This is a genomic window from Mycobacterium sp. (assembly GCF_049585075.1).
GTDB lineage: Bacteria > Actinomycetota > Actinomycetes > Mycobacteriales > Mycobacteriaceae > Mycobacterium.
In genome coordinates this window covers 1-15,244 of record NZ_JBAUZA010000416.1, presented here as the reverse complement: position 1 = coordinate 15,244, position 15,244 = coordinate 1, and the positions used below count along the sequence as shown (strand labels likewise).

Below are 15,244 nucleotides of genomic sequence, written 5' to 3'. Positions count from 1 at the left end.
GGCCCCGGTGGACCCCCGCCCCACGGACCGGGCGGTCCGGGAGGCCACGGCTCAGGCGGACCCGGCGGACCCGGCGACCACGGCCCAGGCGGACCGGGTGGTCCCGGCCCGTGGCATGGCGATGACCAGCGCGGCTACTTCCATGGAGCTCCGTGGGGCGAGGGACCTGCGCCTTGGGGCGCCGGCCCGCCACCGCGGCCGGACTGGGGTAGGCCGCTTCCGCCGCCCGGTGGACGGTGGGATGGTGGCCCCATCAACTACTGGGGCTACCAGGAAAACCCGTACTGGAGTCCGCAGTTCAACCAGTGGGGCTTCGACTTCTTCGGAGTCTGGATCCCGCTGTCATAAGCCAGTCACAGGACGCGCCGCTTCGCCGAACGGCGAAGCGGGCGTTGTGGTTATGGCCAGCTCACGACACTCCGTCGCCTTGCCGGACGGAATTACGGTTGACCGCCTACCCGTCGTAGAACGAAGTCACGCAGCGACGTGGGCAGATTGGTCAGTAGCGAAACCTGCAGCTTGGGGCCGACGCCGACCACGTAGCGGGAACGGGGGCTGCGGGCGGTCAGCGCCTTTGCGACAACCGCCGACACCTTTTCGGCTGGTACAGCTAGCTTCTGGGACACCGGAATCGACTTCTTCAGCCCCGCGATGTGCCCTACGTAGAGATCGCGTTGCTCAGCCGTGAGAGCGCCCTCCAATTGGTCAACCATGTCGTCAGCGGTCCGCCACATGTCGGTATCGGTCTGCGCGGGCTCCACAATTGCGACGTCAATGTGCCATGGCCGCAATTCCATTCGCAACGCGTCGGCGGCTGCCTCGAGCGCAAACTTGCTGGCGCAGTAGGCACCGATGAGTGGCATCGACAGCCTCCCGTTGACGCTAGATATGAATACGACCCGCCCACCCGACTCGCGAAGCCGCGGCAGCACGGCCCTCGTGACCGCGAGCTGGCCGATCACGTTGATCTCCAGCTCCTTTCGCCAGTCTTCAGTGGTGACCGTTTCCATCGGCCCGCCCACCACAACGCCCGCGTTGTTCACGATCGCGTTGAGTCGCGCTGGGAGCAGCTCGTCGAGCGCGGCGATGTGTTCGGCTTCGGTGATGTCGAGAATGACTGACGAGATTCGCTCCGGGTTCAGCGCAGTGACCGCGGTGGCGTCGCGTTTCGTGCGGACCCCTGCGATCACGTCCCAGCCATGCGCGGCCAGATATTCGACGATCGACTTACCGATGCCACGACTAGCTCCGGTGACGAGTACTGATGGCATGAACCTCTCCTCCTGTCGAGCAGTGCTCGTCAACAAGCCTGATGTTGGATGCGTTTGGACTGCTCGGGGTTGGAAGCTTAAACATGTCAGGCGACTAGGAGCTATCGAGGCTCAGGTTCCAGCGCTTCAGCCATGGGCCGATCAGCTCGGCAATGGTGCCACCCTGATCAGCTGCGCGGATCGTGATGCCGACCGGGGTGGCGGTGCCGTCGGCGTTGCGGTAATAGACAGGCCCGCCGGAGTCACCCCTTTCGACGGGCGCCAGGAACCGCACTTTTGTGGGTGAGAGATTGACGATTGGGCCGCAGGCGGGCCCGCGGTGCTGTGGGCCGGTGATCAGCCCGTAGTGGCACAGCTGCTGGCCGCCGGCCAGACGTGTGTCGTCGGCGGGCGCCGTGACCGGCCGGATTCCGATGATGCGTGCGTCGGTGGGCACCTCCTCCGGCGCGTTCGCGGAGTTGGCGATCCCGAGCACAGCGATGTCGTCGTCATCACTGTCGTTGCCCTTATAGGCCTGATGGGTGAACCACCCAACAACTTGGAAACCTGTGGTCGCGTTGAAGTAGCTGACGCCGCCGCCGTCGTCGCAATGGCCCGCGGTGAACAGGCCCGGCTGACCATTGGATTCGTGGACGAGCCATCCGGCGGTGCACGTGTCGGTGGGCTGGCCTCCAGCGTCGTAGATCCCTATGCCGACGCCCGGCGCGAGGGCGGGCGCCGGGTGGTGACGCAGGTCGAAGTCCGGTGGATCTGCGGAGGCGATCGCGGCAGTCAGCACACCACAGCAGCTGATTGCCGCTGCGGCGACCGCCGCCCGCGCCCACGTTGTCCTATTCGCGATTCCACTCTGCCACAACATTTCTCAGCCGAGCCATTACTGATGAATGCTATGAGGGCTTGTCTTCGGCGGCGAAGTCGTCGTCTTTGGCCAGGTGGCGCAGGACGCGTTCGTTGAGTGCGGCCAGCATGTCGAGCTCGGCCGGGGTGAGCAGGTCGATGAAGTTCCGGCGGACGTCCTCCACGTGCCCGGGCGCCGTCAGCAAGGCTGTGACGACGTCGTATGCGATCACCGACTAGTCGTCCGTGCGCAATTCCCAGGGCTGCCAACCGAGAGCTTTGGCCATGTTCTGCTGGAGCGCGACGCCGGCCGGCAGTGTGCGGTAGAAGATTCTCACCTCGGCGATCTCGCCGTCCACGTTGAGCTGAACCAAGAAGATTCCGTTGACCGCGGCGTCTCCGATTTGCAGACGGAAGAGCGCGGCGTGGTGGGCGTCACCGCTCAGGACCTCCGTGTAGGTGTCGTCGGTCGACAGTTTGTTAACGCTTCGAATGGTCTCCACGACCGCGTCGCGGCCGCTGACCGGGTCATCGCCGAACGGCCCGTAGATCATCACGTCTTCAGCGAGTAAACGGGAGAGGCTGTCTGTGTCGACGCCATCGCGGCCGGCCCCGTTGATGGAATCAACGAAGGATTCCAGCGTTTCGCGGTGCGAGGCGAAGGAGTTCATCGGGTTGCTCTTAGGTCTTAGTCGGCGGAGAAGTAGTGGCCGTTGTCCAAATCGGCGAGCAGGCCGGGCTGAGTGGGTTGCCAGCCTAGGGTCTGGCGGGTGATGAGGTTGGATGCCGGGTAGTTCTTCGTGACCAGGCTCGCGAGGGGTCCGAAGTATCCCGGCACCATCAGTTCGTCCACGGGAACGCTCAGGACGGGCAGGTCCAGACGGCTACCGATGGCCTCGGCGATCTCACGGAACGGGATGCCCTCGTCCTGGACCGCGTGCCAGTATCTGCCAGCCGGACCCTTCTCCAGCGCCAAGCGGAACAACGAGGCGACATCGCGGATGTGCACGGCGCTCCACGCGTTCGCGCCGTCTCCGGGGTATCCGGCGAAGCCCTTGTCCTTCGCGAGAGCGATCAGCTGCGGGAGGAAGCCGGCAGTATCGGTCGTGTCGTGCGCGATGAGCGGAAGCCGCACGATTGATGACCGCACTCCCTGCTCGGCGAGGCCGACGACAGCGTGTTCCACCACGTTGCGAGCCCGCAGGGTGCCTTTGTCCTCCTCCCTGCTGGGAAGGGCCGGGTCCTCTTCGGTGGCCGGCCGGCCCAGGCCCTGCCCGGGGCCGCCGATGCTGCCGGCCGCGACCAGCGGCTTTCCGGTTCCCGCGAGTGCGTCGCCGTAGGCGTGCATGATCGGGAGCTCCGCGGCAGCCACGGCGTCCATCCCGCCGGAGGGAAGCAGGTCTTGCCGGTGCGCGACGTGGATGACACCGTCGGAGTCCGCGGCCGCCTCCTTGAGCCCGTCGAGATCCTCGAGGTCGCCGCGACGCACCTTGGCGCCGAGCGCGGACAGGGCCGCCGCGGCGGCGTCCGACCGGGCCAGGCCGGTGACCTCGTGTCCGGCGCCGATGAGTTCGGGGATGATGTGCGAGCCGGCATGGCCGGTCCCACCAGTGATGAAAACGCGCATGTGAGTGTCCTTTTCGGATTGGATTCGGATGGGAGGCGTCGGCGGGTTCAGTCCAGAACCGTGATGCCCAGGGCGAAGTTGGTGTGCTTAAGGGTGCTCAACAGGTTCATTTCCAGCAGGCCCGCGTTCTCCAATGCCTGCGCCATGGGCAGCGGCCCGGCGTCGAACGGGCGCAGTCCCAGGCTCTCGATGAACACCGATACTTGGGCCTTGGCCTGCGCGTCGTCGCCGGCGATGAACACGTCTAACGAACGGCCCTCGGCCGCAGAGAGCACGTTGGCAAACAGGGTGTTGAACGCCTTGACGACATGCGCGCCGGCCGGAGCCGCCTTGGCGATCTCCTGAGCTCCGGAACTGCCCTCGGGGGTTACCAAGCCTGAGAGATCGGAGTTGGCGGTGTTAGTGATGTCGATGACAATCTTGCCGTTCAGAGCGTCCCCGTACTCGCTGACCACCTCCGCCGCGCTGGCGTAGGGCACAGCGAGGACGACGATGTCGCCGGCTGGTGCGGTTCCGGCGGTCCCGACGGTGGCGCCGTCGAGCGTGGCGGCCAATTCGTTGGCTTTGGCCGGGTCACGGCCGATGATCTCGACGGTGTTGCCGCCAGCGAGCGCCTGGTCGGCCAAGGCGCAGGCCATGTTCCCCAGGCCGATGATGCTGATGCTGCTCATAAAATATCCCCTCTCGGTTGACGATCAAAAGGTTGACTCCTCAACCGTAGATCGGAATTGGTGATGCGTCAACCAATGTCTCCCGCCAGTTGCGGCGCATGCACGATCAACCGGGCCCGCCTATCCGCGGGTCGGGACCCGGCGGACATCAGCGCTCAAATCGTCACGGGCAGAACCGGTGTCGGGAAGCGGCGCCTGGTCGTGCTGTTGTCGAGCAGAGCAGCGACGAGAAGGCGTCCTGAGTCCCCCGCCGTCGGCAGACGGCGGTCTCGTGTACTGCGGCACGTGCGGCCATGTCGGCGATAGCGAGGTTGTCAATGCCCGGGGTTCGGATCCAGTCGCGACGTAGGCCGCCCGGTGGGCTTCGCCACCTCACCCCCGCGGCGTGGAGGATTCCCTGACCGCCTCCACGGAAACGGTGACCTCAACGGTGTCTCCGACCAGCAGCCCGCCTCCGGATAGCACGGGAGTGTCGGTCAGAACGCCGAAATCGCTACGCTTCAAACTGATTACACCTTCGAACCCCGCCACCTCACCGCGACCCATCCCTGGGCTCACGCCAAGAAGCGAAAACGCCAGTGGTACGCGTTTGGTGGTTCCGCGCAGGGTGAAATCGGCCTCGAGCACCCAGTCGTCCTTCCCGACGCCGTGTATGCCGGTCGAGACCAGGGTCGCGGCGGGGAACTCGTCGACGCCGAAGATATCGGGTGCCCGTAGGTGCTGGTCACGGTCCGGGTTGCCGGTGTTCACCGATCCGACCGCTATGGTGGCCGAGACGCTCGGAGTTCCCTCCTCGGGCACAGTGATCGCACCGGAAAACTCGTCGAACCGCCCACGTACCCTGCCGATCACCAGGTGGCGAATCGAGAACGTGATGGACGAATGGACGGGGTCGATCGTCCACGTGCCGGGAGTGAGCTTCCGCTCGACGGTTGAGGTGACCTCGGTGCTCTTCTCGAGTTCCGACGGCAGCTCGTAGAGATTGCGCAAGACCAGGGCATTGCGGGCCTGGATGAGTACGCCACCCTCGTCGATGCGTCCGAGTTCGATCGGTGCGAAGCCGAGATCGGTGCACAGCCCTGCTACCACGGCGCTCGCAGCGGAGTCGTTGCTGGAGACGAAGACGACGCGTCTTCCGAACTCGGGTGGACGCCTTTCAGCGAACTGCCTGGCGGCAGTTTGGTTGAACGACTTGACCACCGCGGCGCCGGGGAAGGCCTCGGCGTTGAAATCGGTCGACAGGCGGTCGCCGAGGATTTCCTTGGCCTCGGGCACCAGGAAAGCGTTCGTCGCGTCGACGACGATCTTGCCGGACCAGTCGGCACGGCGCCGACCCAGCTCGCGGACCTGCAGGAAGGGGATGGCCAGGATGATCACGTCCGCATCCAGGGCTGTGTCGAGACTGGCCGGTGTGATTGAGTCGGACAGTTCGGTGACGTCGATGGTCTCCGGTCCTCGCGTGTTGGCGAGCAGCGCGGGGACCTGCTGGTCGGAAAAGTGTTGCGCCAGAACCCGGCCGATGGTGCCGGTGCCCACGATGGCGTACTCCAAAGCGCTGCTCATCGCACGACCTCCGAGGTCCGAGCGACCGCGATAAAGGCCGCCGGCAAGGGGTTCTCGAGCGCCTGGTCGGCCAAGGCGCTGGCCATGTTCCCCAGGCCGATGATGCTGATGCTGGTCATGAAATATCCCTCGGTTGACGATCAAAAGGTTGACTCCTCAACCGTAAGCAAGGATTGGTGATGCGTCAACCAACGGGGGTAGGATGGCAGCCGATGGCACCGAATTGGCTCAACCCTCGTGAGGACCGCGCCTGGCGGGCCTTCGTGTATGCGAACTATCAGCTCGTCGCGCATCTAAACCGAGGCCTGCAGAAATCCGGCCTGTCCGGGGCCGACTACGCGGTTCTGGCAGTGCTCTCGGCTCAAGACGGAGACCGCATGCCCGCCCGCGACCTGTGCCGCGCACTGAGCTGGGAGAAAAGCCGCGTCTCCCACCAGTTGCGTCGCATGCAGAAGGACGGGCTCGTCAGCCGCGAGCCCAACCCCGACGATGCCCGCAGCACGATGGTCTGCCTCCTACCGGCCGGCCGCGCGGCCATCGAGAAGGCCGCACCCAGGCACGTGGAAGACGTCCGCCGCAACTTCATCGACGTGCTGACCCCGGCTGAGCTCGACACACTCGCCGCCCTCAACGAACGAATCCAGCGCCACCTGGCCACACACCACGACTCCCCCGACGAAGACGAGCTCTCATAAACCTTCATTAGCCGCGAGCATTTCGGCCCATGGCGCACTGGCTGGAGGGCGCGGGCCTGCGTCAACTTCGGCTGAGCTCGCCGCCGGATCTGGCATGCGGCCCCGTCCCGGTTGACAGGTTCCCGCCTGCCCTGGGCGGTACCGCTGCCGTGGGGATGGCGTTGTCGATGAGTACGACGGCGATGGCGGCGGCGGTGGCAAAGGTTTCGGTGTTGAGGACGCGGTTGCGGGCCGAAGCGCCATCCAAGAGCAGCGCCAGTTGTTCGCCGAGTTGTTCGGGGTCGGTCGCGCCGGCCTCGCGCGCGGTTTCGGTGAGCCGCGCGGCAAATGCCTTCTTGTAGTCGGCGGCGTGTACGCGTGCCGGGTGGTCCGGGTCGTAGATTTCGACGGCGGCCGCGATGAACGGGCAGAGCGGCGCATGAATGTCGAAGGCGGCGAGGAGCCGTTCGCGGGGTGTGAGATCGGCCCGGTCGAACACCTCGGGCAGGATGTCGGGATCGAATCGGCGTAGGTGCTCGGCGATCAGCTCGTCCTTGCCTTTGAAGTGCTGGTAGAACGTGCGCTTGGACACCTGGGCCACCGCGCAGAGCTGGTCCAGGCCAGTGCTGTTGATGCCTTGATCGCGAAACAGCTGTCGTGAAGCGCCGAGGATGCGCTCTCGTGCGCCCCTGCCGCGGCGCAGGCCTCGCGGCCCCTTCTCCAACTCCGTCATACACCCAGCGTAGCCCAGTTGGGTACGAGTTGGTGTACATAGCTTGCATCCCAAGCGACCCTTCGATACGTTAAGGACACAGATCGTTGTACATAACATCGGCATTATCGAATGAATGGAGTGATCGTGGGAAAACTCGATGGCAAGGTCGCGGTGATCACCGGCGCGACGAGTGGCATGGCCCTGGCCGGCGCCAGGTTGTTCGCTGACGAAGGCGCTCACGTCTTCATCACGGGCCGACGGAAGGACGCGCTGGACCAGGCCGTCGAACAGATCGGCCGGAACGTAACCGGCGTGCAGGGCGATTCGGCCGACCTCGCCGACCTGGACCGTTTGTTCGACACGGTCAAGCAGGAAAAGGGCGCGATCGACGTGTTGTGGGCCAGCGCCGGCGTGGGCAAGCAGAACAAGCTTGGTGAGATCACCGAGGAGGACTTCCACGACGCCTTCTGGCTGAACGCGCGCGGCACGCTGTTCACCGTCCAGAAGGCGCTGCCACTGTTCAACGATGGCGGCTCGATCTTCATGACCGGTTCCAACGCCGCACTGCGGGGTTACCCGAATTGGAGTGTGTACGCGGGGAGCAAGGCCGTGCTGCCCGCCTACGCACGGGTGTGGGTGTCGGAGTTGAGGGACAGGAAGATCCGGGTCAACGTGCTGACCCCCGGCCAAGTCGCCTCGCCGATGTTGGACGAGGTGATGGACGAGGAGATGAAGGCGCAGTTCGAGTCCGTGATCCCGCGGCGAGAGATGGGCCGCCCCGAGGAGATCGCGTCGGCCGCGTTGTTTCTCGCCTCCGACGACTCGAGCTATGTCAACGGCATGGAACTGGTCGTCGACGGCGGCACCACAGTGATCTGAGTGAACGATGACGGCATGGACGCCGACGAGGACGTCGCGCACCGAACCGCGGCCACCAGCGCAGAACAGTACGGCCGCCCGATTTCCTGAATTCCTTTGCGCATCGGCATCTTCGGGGTAGCGCACGGCCCGCGCCCGCAACGCGGTCACCCCGGATCTGATGAACTCGCCGCCGCTCCGGCTGCGCAGCGAGATGTGCCGTAACGCGCCTCGAAGACCTGGCACCCCGACTCGAACGGGGTTCGCGCACCGATCAGGTCTCACACACCACGAGCAACACATGACTCAAGGAGAAACCATGACCGCATTCGCCCCGCACCGCGACACCGTGGACGCCTTCGTCGACAGCATGCACGGCGGCGCACACAAAGACGCCCTCTTCGCAATCCTCGCCGAGGACGTGGTGATGTACGGCCCACTCGGCGATGAGCCAGTCACCGGCCGCGAGGCGGTCCTGGAAGCCATGCAGGGGGTCGGCACGGTGGCGACCGACCTCACCTACAAAGAAGTCCTCAGCGGCGAGACCCACCACGCCGCGCACTTCCGACTACAGATCGAAGACACCGTGGTCAACGGGATGGACTACATCCTGCTCGACGCAGACGGAAAGATCGCCGAGGTGACCATCTGGTGGCGGCCGCTGCCGGCCGGCGTCCAGATGCAGAGGCACCTTGCAGGCCACCTCGGCATGAAGCCCTGGGAACTCCTCACCCACACGCAGTAGCGGCGAGACCCGATCTCCCACTGGCATGGCTGCAGGACGAGGTCACCGACCACTTGTGGTCGATTGCGCGCGGTGCGGCGCAGGACGCCGGCCGCGATCCTGACGCGCTGAAGACGGCCATGCGGATCAACCTCGAACCGGGCACGTCTGTTGACTCGGTCGCCGACAAGCTCGAGCGCTTCGCCGGGTCCGGTATTGATGAGGCGATCGTGGATGCCTTCGCAATGTTCCCCAGCCTTGACGAGTTGCTTAACTTCGCCGGCCAGCTAATCGCCCGATGGAGTGATCGTGGGAAAGCTTGACGGCTAGGTTGGGGCGGATCAAGTGGTATGGCGCTGGCCTATTTAGCTGCCAGCAGCCGCTCAACATATTTGGCGATGACGTCGACTTCAAGGTTCACCGGTGTCCCGGGTGGGGCCTGGCCCAGCGTGGTCAACTCCCGAGTGGTTGGGATCAGCGAGACCTCAAACCAGTCGTCGCCGAGCGCGGAGACGGTCAGCGAAATCCCGTCGACGGTGATAGAGCCCTTTTCGACCACATAGCGCGCGAGTTCTACGGGCAGCCCGATCCGGACCACCTCCCAATGCTCGGCGGGCGTGCGGGACTGAATTTGGCCGGTGCCGTCAACGTGTCCCTGCACGATGTGGCCACCAAGCCGGCTGTTCAACGCGGCGGCGCGTTCGAGGTTGACCGGGCTGCCGGCCGCCAATCGGCCCAAGCTGGACCGTTGCAACGTCTCGCCCATCACGTCGGCGGTGAACTGCCCATCGGGCAGCACCTCGACCACCGTCAGGCACACGCCGTTGACGGCGATCGAGTCGCCGTGACCAGCATCGGCGGTAACGACCCGACCGCGGATGGTGAAGCGTGCGGAATCACCCAGGTCATCTTTGCCGACTACCTCACCCAACTCCTCGACGATTCCGGTGAACACCGCCTCAGGTTAATGAGTCCGGTGTCTGCGCGCGATCTCGCCGTCACCTCGGGCTTCACCGGCGGGTAAATGGCACCCTCTACGATGCACGTATGCCGACGCCGCGCCGAATTGGCCCAATCCTCGCCGTCCTCGCCGCCCTGAGTATCGCCGCAGCTCTGGTCGGCGGCTGCTCGTCATCCAAGCAGTCCACCGCGCCCCTCCCGGACGCGGCCCAGCTGCTCGCCAAGTCCAACCTGACGACCAGAAACGTCAAGAGCGTGCACTTGGTGCTGTCGGTGAACGGCACGATCAAAGGGCTGCCGGTCAAGACGCTGACCGGCGACCTGACCACCGCACCTGACACCGCGGCCAAAGGCGATGCCAACCTCACCGTCCTGGGCTCGGCTGTCGATGCTCAATTCGTGGTCGACGGCGGAACCCTGTACGCGGCGCTGACCCCGGGCCACTGGGAAAGCTTCGGTCCGGCGTCCGCCATCTATGACCCGTCCGAGATCCTCAACCCGAACACCGGTCTGGCCAACGTGTTGACCAACATCAGCAATCCCAAAGCGGAATCACGCGAAACCATCAACGGGCAAAGCACGGTCAAGATCACCGGGACAGCCTCCGCCGACGCGGTGAATGGGCTTGCGCCGCAACTGAAAGCGACTCAGCCGTTACCGGCGACGATGTGGGTCCAGGAAAACGGTGATCACCAGTTGGTGCAGGCCAAGCTGGACCAAAGCACGGGCAACTCCGTCCAGATGACGCTGTCGGACTGGAACGCACCCGTGCAGGTCACCAAGCCCCCGGTAGCCGGATGACGACAACACCGCACGCCGGCCGCGGAGTCGCCATCGGCGCGGGCAGCCTCGCCGTACTGCTCGGTGCCCTCGACACCTATGTCGTGGTCACGATCATGCGCGACATCATCAACACCGTCGGCATCCCGATCAACCACCTGCAACGAATCACGCCAATCGTCACCTGGTACCTGCTGGGCTACATCGCAGCGATGCCGCTGCTGGGCCGGGCCTCGGACCGATTCGGCCGCAAACTGTTGCTCCAGGCCAGCCTGGCTGCGTTCATCGTCGGCTCCGTGGTCACCGCGCTGTCCACCGATCTGCATGTGTTGGTGGTCGGCCGCACCATTCAAGGCGTGGCCAGCGGTGCCCTGCTGCCGGTGACGCTCGCCCTGGGCGCCGATCTGTGGAGCCAGCGCAACCGTGCCGGGATCCTCGGCGGCATCGGTGCCGCCCAGGAGCTGGGTAGCGTGCTCGGCCCGCTCTACGGCATCTTCATCGTCTGGCTCACCAGCCGCTGGCAGGACGTGTTCTGGATCAATGTCCCATTGGCACTGGCGGCGATGGTGATGATCCAATTCAGCCTGCCCTCACACGATCGCAGCGCCGACCCGGAAAAGATCGACTTGGTCGGCGGGCTGCTGCTGGCACTCACGTTGGGCCTGGCGGTGATCGGGCTGTATAACCCCTCGCCTAACGGACAGCAGGTGCTGCCCAGCTACGGACCGCCGCTGATCTATGCGGCCATAGCTTCGGCCGTGCTTTTCGCGGTCTGGGAGCGGTTTGCGCGCACCAAGCTGATCGAACCCACCGGGGTACGCTTCGGGCCCTTCCTGTCGGCGCTCGGCGCGTCACTGTGTGCCGGTGCGGCGCTGATGGTGACGCTCGTCGATGTCGAGTTGTTCGCCCAGGGCGTGCTCGGCAAGGAGCAAGACCAGGCGGCCATCCTGCTACTGCGTTTCCTGATCGCACTGCCAATCGGCGCACTGCTGGGCGGCTGGATCGCGACCAAGGTCGGCGACCGGGCGATGGCGTTCGTCGGGCTGCTGATCGCGGCCGGCGGCTACTGGCTGATCTCGAAGTGGTCGATCGATCTACTGAACCAGCACCACAACATCTTTGGCGTGTTGTCATTACCGGCATTGGACACCGACTTGGTGATCGCCGGGTTGGGGCTGGGTCTGGTGATCGGGCCGCTGACGTCGGCCAGCTTGCGGGTGGTGCCGTCGGCGCAGCACGGCATCGCCTCGGCTGCCGTGGTGGTGGCCCGGATGACAGGCATGCTCATCGGGGTGGCAGCGCTAAGCGCGTGGGGCTTTTATCAACTCCCCCACATCGTTGCGAAGCTGTCGGCACAAGTGCCGGCCGACGCCAGCCTGGCGGTCCGGATCGCGGCGCAGGCCACCCTCTACCGGCAGTCGTTCGCCCAGATGTACGGGGGCATCTTCACGGTGACGGCCATCGTCTGCGTGGTGGGAGCTGTGTTCGGGCTGCTGATCAGCAGCCGTCGCACCCATGCCGACGAGCCCGAACTGCATGAGGAGCAGCCCGTCGGCCCCCGGGTCTAGCGGGCTTTTCGCGCAAACGCAGTATTCGGCCGAAAAGCGGCGCACAATCGCCACGTGGCGCCCAGCGATGGGACCTCCTCCCGGCCGTCCGGCAGTTCTGCCGGTGGTGTGTTGATTGCGGCCTACGGCGTCGCTGCCTACCTGATTTTCCTGCTGACCTTCTTGTATCTGATCGGGTTCGTCGTCGACGCAGACTTCATGGTGGGCAACGTGCACATCGTGGGCAAAAGCATCGATCGCGGCGGCCTGGGCGACGGCAGTCTGACGGTCACCGCGGTGGTTATCGACGTGGCGTTGCTCGCGCTGTTCGCCGTGCAGCACAGCGTCATGGCCAGGCAGGGATTCAAACGCCTGTGGACCCGCATCGTGCCGCCGAGTGCAGAGCGATCGACGTATGTGCTTGCTTCCAATATCGTTCTGATCGTTCTGGTGCTGGCGTGGTTTCCCATCACCTACGACGTTTGGCGGGTCACCGCCCAGCCCTGGGCGGGGTTGCTGACGGCGATCGGCCTTGTTGGGTGGGCGATCGTCCTGCTAAGCACCCTTCTCATCGATCATTTCGATCTGTTCGGTCTGCGCCAGGTGTTCGCCCGGCTACGGGGGCGGCAGCTTGCCGAGCACAAATTCGCGACGCCGCTTTTCTACCGCGCAGTGCGACACCCGCTTTACCTCGGTTTCCTGATCGCGTTCTGGGTCACACCGAGAATGACGTTGGGACACTTACTCTTTGCGGCCGCGACGACCGGATACATCTTGGTAGCAGTCCGATTCGAAGAGCGAGACCTGGTCGGCATATTCGGGGAGCAATACAGCGATTACCGTCGCCGCGTCCCCATGTTGATCCCAGGGCTGGGCGATCACACTCGACGCACCCGTCCGACCGGCTAGGTCGGTTGCGCCGACCCGACCGTGCTGATCGCATTGATCCAATCCGCGACATTCGGCACATAGAAGCCAATCTCGCCTCCGGGCGGCCCGATCGTTCAGACCGTTTTCGGACCGCGGCTCCCCCGGTTCATTTCATCGGCTGCCGCCTGTTTTTTGTCATGCCGCGCAGGGAGCCAAATATGCGTCGGCATTGGAATTGGAACTTTCATGCCGCAGCATCAAAGGCTGATTGTTGCGTGTTTCATTCACTATCGTGTCCCATGGCATCGGGCTATCCCAATCTCGCCGCGCGCTCCCTCCCACTGCACCCAGTCCCAAGCGGCCGACCGATAAATCGGATGTGGTGGCGACGACCGTGCTGTTGGTCCTCGGCGCCTTTGTCTGGGCCGGCGCCGCCTGCATGGAGTTATTCGTCATGGCCTTCACCGACTACTGCCCCGCCCAAACCTGCAGCGCAGACCGGGCGTTTACGTCGATCACGGTTGGATTATCGGCAGCGGCTGCCCTCGTCGTCCTCGGTACCGTCGTGGCCATCGTCCGAATTGTTCGACGGCGGTCGGGCTGGCCTTTCGCGGCAGCAGCTTTGGTGTTGTCCATAGCCGCTGAAGTCCTTGGCTTGGTTGGCTACGTGGCGGTGGTCGGCTATTGAGCCTTTACGGGCCAAACCAGGTTTTCACAATTGCGGCCGGTGAACTTTTTATACAAGCCATATTTGTATTTGCTTATAACGTCACCGTCACCGGCCCAAACCATTAATCTCATGGTCACTGAAGCTCGCCAATCTGCAAGCAGTTCAACGTGACCTAGGAAGATGCCATGACGCAACAACCGCCCATGCCACAGCCAGGTAACCCTGTGCCGCCACCAGCCGGTAGTGGATATCCGGCGCCGGCGATGGGACCACCCGCGGCGGCGCTGCCCACCGAGGCGTACACCTCGTGGATCCAACGTGTCGGCGCATACCTTATTGACGCCATCCCGGTGGCGGTCGCGTACGGGATCGCTTTTGGCATCGGGATCGGCACCGGTAACAACTCCTGCGTCACCAATCCCGACGGCTCCGGGGTAGCTTGCTCCTCGTCGTCTTCCGGTGTCGGGATTGCAGTTATGTTCCTGGCGTGGCTTGGCGTGCTCGCGTATGCGATCTGGAACTGGGGCTATCGACAGGGTACGACGGGCTCGAGCGTCGGCAAGTCGGTGCTGAAGTTCAAGGTCGTCTCGGAGGCCACCGGCCAGCCCATCGGTTTCGGGATGTCGTTCGTGCGGCAGCTCGCGCACTTCGTGGACTCGGCCATCTGTGGACTCGGCTACTTGTTCCCTCTATGGGATGCCAAGCGGCAGACACTGGCGGACAAGATCATGTCGACGGTCTGCGTTCCGATTACCTGACGCGATCGAAACTCTCTACGCGCGTTCGTTAGTCCGAGGAGCCGAGGTGCTCCGCCGACGCCTGCAGCAGCAGCGGCAGCTCCATATCGGCAGTGGACCAGCGGATCGCGTCCATGTGACCCAGCCACCTGCGTAATATCTCCGCGAGTTCTTCGGCACCGCGGGCATTCGTCACGCTCGAATTCGACGGCAAGCCAGACGATCCGGTACCGCCGGATTTCGCCACCAGCATCGGCGAGAAGCAGGATTCAGCCATCAAAGCCGGCCTCCCCGGCGGAGGGCTGGCTGGACCACTTACTGCGGCTAGCGGGGCACCAGGCTGAGCAACAGATCTGGCCCGACCCGCTCGATACCGTCATAGCGCCAACGCAGCGCCCGGGCGATGCTCGGCACGCCGACGTCGTCAACCGCGGTGATCGGCCCGCCCAGCAGGATCGGCGCGACGTAGGCCAGGATGCGGTCGATCGCCCCCGCCCGCAGGAACGCCCCGGCGAGCGTGGGCCCGCCCTCGAGCAGCACATCGGTGCGATCCGACAACGCCTTGAGCACTTCGGCGGGGTCGCGGGTGCGGATCACCATCGTGCGCGAGTCGTCGTTGAGAACCTTTGCTTCCGAAGGGATTTCACGCATGCCCACGACCACACGCAGCGGTTGGCGGTCCGCCAGTTTGTCTTTGGCCACCCGGGCGGTCAAGGTCGGGTCGTCGGTGAGCACCGTGC

At 64.7% G+C, this 15,244-nt stretch carries 20 protein-coding genes and 2 pseudogenes; 10 read left to right on the top strand and 12 right to left on the bottom strand.

Annotated elements, in window-relative coordinates:
- Positions 1-348: pseudogene (locus WB785_RS19800) on the top strand (chitin-binding protein); the annotation flags it as partial.
- Positions 349-440: 92 nt separating this feature from the next.
- Here WB785_RS19800 and WB785_RS19795 read toward each other — a convergent pair.
- The 8 genes and pseudogenes from WB785_RS19795 to WB785_RS19760 form a co-directional block, all read right to left on the bottom strand.
- Entirely contained in the window at positions 441-1,271 is an 831-nt protein-coding gene (locus WB785_RS19795; RefSeq protein WP_424081024.1) for an SDR family NAD(P)-dependent oxidoreductase, read from the bottom strand.
- 94 nt (positions 1,272-1,365) lie between these two features.
- A complete protein-coding gene (locus tag WB785_RS19790; protein ID WP_424081022.1) occupies positions 1,366-2,049 on the bottom strand; it encodes a hypothetical protein in 684 nt (227 codons plus the stop codon).
- A 109-nt stretch (positions 2,050-2,158) separates the two neighbouring features.
- Positions 2,159-2,305 (bottom strand): annotated as a pseudogene (locus WB785_RS19785) (MarR family winged helix-turn-helix transcriptional regulator); the annotation flags it as partial.
- 39 nt (positions 2,306-2,344) lie between these two features.
- Entirely contained in the window at positions 2,345-2,779 is a 435-nt protein-coding gene (locus WB785_RS19780) for a hypothetical protein (RefSeq protein ID WP_424081020.1), read from the bottom strand.
- A gap of 17 nt (positions 2,780-2,796) precedes the next feature.
- Entirely contained in the window at positions 2,797-3,735 is a 939-nt protein-coding gene (locus WB785_RS19775; protein WP_424081018.1) for an SDR family oxidoreductase, read from the bottom strand.
- A 47-nt stretch (positions 3,736-3,782) separates the two neighbouring features.
- The gene (locus WB785_RS19770) at positions 3,783-4,406 is read right to left on the bottom strand and encodes an NADPH-dependent F420 reductase (RefSeq protein ID WP_424081016.1); all 624 of its coding nucleotides are present in this window, start codon (positions 4,404-4,406) and stop codon (positions 3,783-3,785) included.
- A gap of 372 nt (positions 4,407-4,778) precedes the next feature.
- Positions 4,779-5,969, bottom strand: coding sequence for a YceI family protein (locus tag WB785_RS19765; RefSeq protein WP_424081014.1), 1,191 nt, complete (start codon positions 5,967-5,969; stop codon positions 4,779-4,781).
- Positions 5,966-6,088, bottom strand: a complete 123-nt coding sequence (locus tag WB785_RS19760; RefSeq protein ID WP_424081012.1) for a hypothetical protein — start codon at positions 6,086-6,088, stop codon at positions 5,966-5,968. The genes WB785_RS19765 and WB785_RS19760 overlap by 4 nt, the downstream gene beginning before the upstream one ends.
- 93 nt (positions 6,089-6,181) lie before the next feature.
- Here WB785_RS19760 and WB785_RS19755 point away from each other — a divergent pair, with 93 nt between their 5' ends.
- On the top strand, positions 6,182-6,664 hold the full coding sequence (locus WB785_RS19755) for a MarR family winged helix-turn-helix transcriptional regulator (RefSeq protein ID WP_424081011.1): 483 nt from the start codon (positions 6,182-6,184) through the stop codon (positions 6,662-6,664).
- Between the two features lie 61 nt (positions 6,665-6,725).
- Here WB785_RS19755 and WB785_RS19750 read toward each other — a convergent pair whose 3' ends face one another.
- Entirely contained in the window at positions 6,726-7,376 is a 651-nt protein-coding gene (locus WB785_RS19750; RefSeq protein WP_424081010.1) for a TetR/AcrR family transcriptional regulator, read from the bottom strand.
- 126 nt (positions 7,377-7,502) lie between these two features.
- Here WB785_RS19750 and WB785_RS19745 point away from each other — a divergent pair, with 126 nt between their 5' ends.
- The 3 genes from WB785_RS19745 to WB785_RS19735 all read left to right on the top strand — a co-directional run bounded on the left by WB785_RS19745 (position 7,503) and on the right by WB785_RS19735 (position 9,263).
- On the top strand, positions 7,503-8,237 hold the full coding sequence (locus WB785_RS19745; protein WP_424081008.1) for an SDR family NAD(P)-dependent oxidoreductase: 735 nt from the start codon (positions 7,503-7,505) through the stop codon (positions 8,235-8,237).
- Between the two features lie 298 nt (positions 8,238-8,535).
- Entirely contained in the window at positions 8,536-8,961 is a 426-nt protein-coding gene (locus tag WB785_RS19740) for a nuclear transport factor 2 family protein (RefSeq protein WP_424081006.1), read from the top strand.
- Positions 8,962-9,014: 53 nt separating this feature from the next.
- On the top strand, positions 9,015-9,263 hold the full coding sequence (locus WB785_RS19735) for a hypothetical protein (protein ID WP_424081004.1): 249 nt from the start codon (positions 9,015-9,017) through the stop codon (positions 9,261-9,263).
- A 38-nt stretch (positions 9,264-9,301) separates the two neighbouring features.
- Here WB785_RS19735 and WB785_RS19730 read toward each other — a convergent pair whose 3' ends face one another.
- Positions 9,302-9,895 carry a riboflavin synthase gene (locus WB785_RS19730; RefSeq protein ID WP_424081002.1) on the bottom strand — a complete coding sequence of 198 codons (594 nt, stop codon included), beginning with the start codon at positions 9,893-9,895 and terminating at the stop codon, positions 9,302-9,304.
- 92 nt (positions 9,896-9,987) lie between these two features.
- Here WB785_RS19730 and WB785_RS19725 point away from each other — a divergent pair, with 92 nt between their 5' ends.
- The 5 genes from WB785_RS19725 to WB785_RS19705 all read left to right on the top strand — a co-directional run bounded on the left by WB785_RS19725 (position 9,988) and on the right by WB785_RS19705 (position 14,525).
- Entirely contained in the window at positions 9,988-10,701 is a 714-nt protein-coding gene (locus tag WB785_RS19725) for an LppX_LprAFG lipoprotein (protein ID WP_424081001.1), read from the top strand.
- Positions 10,698-12,248: an MFS transporter gene (locus WB785_RS19720; protein WP_424080999.1), complete on the top strand. Its 1,551-nt coding sequence runs from the start codon at positions 10,698-10,700 to the stop codon at positions 12,246-12,248. Before WB785_RS19725 ends, WB785_RS19720 begins: the two co-directional genes overlap by 4 nt.
- Positions 12,249-12,302: 54 nt before the next feature.
- On the top strand, positions 12,303-13,136 hold the full coding sequence (mddA, locus tag WB785_RS19715; protein ID WP_424080997.1) for a methanethiol S-methyltransferase: 834 nt from the start codon (positions 12,303-12,305) through the stop codon (positions 13,134-13,136).
- Positions 13,137-13,476: 340 nt separating this feature from the next.
- Entirely contained in the window at positions 13,477-13,785 is a 309-nt protein-coding gene (locus WB785_RS19710) for a hypothetical protein (RefSeq protein ID WP_424080995.1), read from the top strand.
- A gap of 167 nt (positions 13,786-13,952) precedes the next feature.
- Positions 13,953-14,525, top strand: coding sequence for an RDD family protein (locus tag WB785_RS19705; protein WP_424080993.1), 573 nt, complete (start codon positions 13,953-13,955; stop codon positions 14,523-14,525).
- Between the two features lie 28 nt (positions 14,526-14,553).
- Here WB785_RS19705 and WB785_RS19700 read toward each other — a convergent pair whose 3' ends face one another.
- Positions 14,554-14,781 (bottom strand): hypothetical protein, encoded by a 228-nt coding sequence (locus WB785_RS19700; protein WP_424080991.1) that lies wholly within the window; start codon positions 14,779-14,781, stop codon positions 14,554-14,556.
- A gap of 47 nt (positions 14,782-14,828) precedes the next feature.
- On the bottom strand, positions 14,829-15,244 hold a 416-nt coding region (locus WB785_RS19695), incomplete at its 5' end, for a RibD family protein (RefSeq protein WP_424080989.1).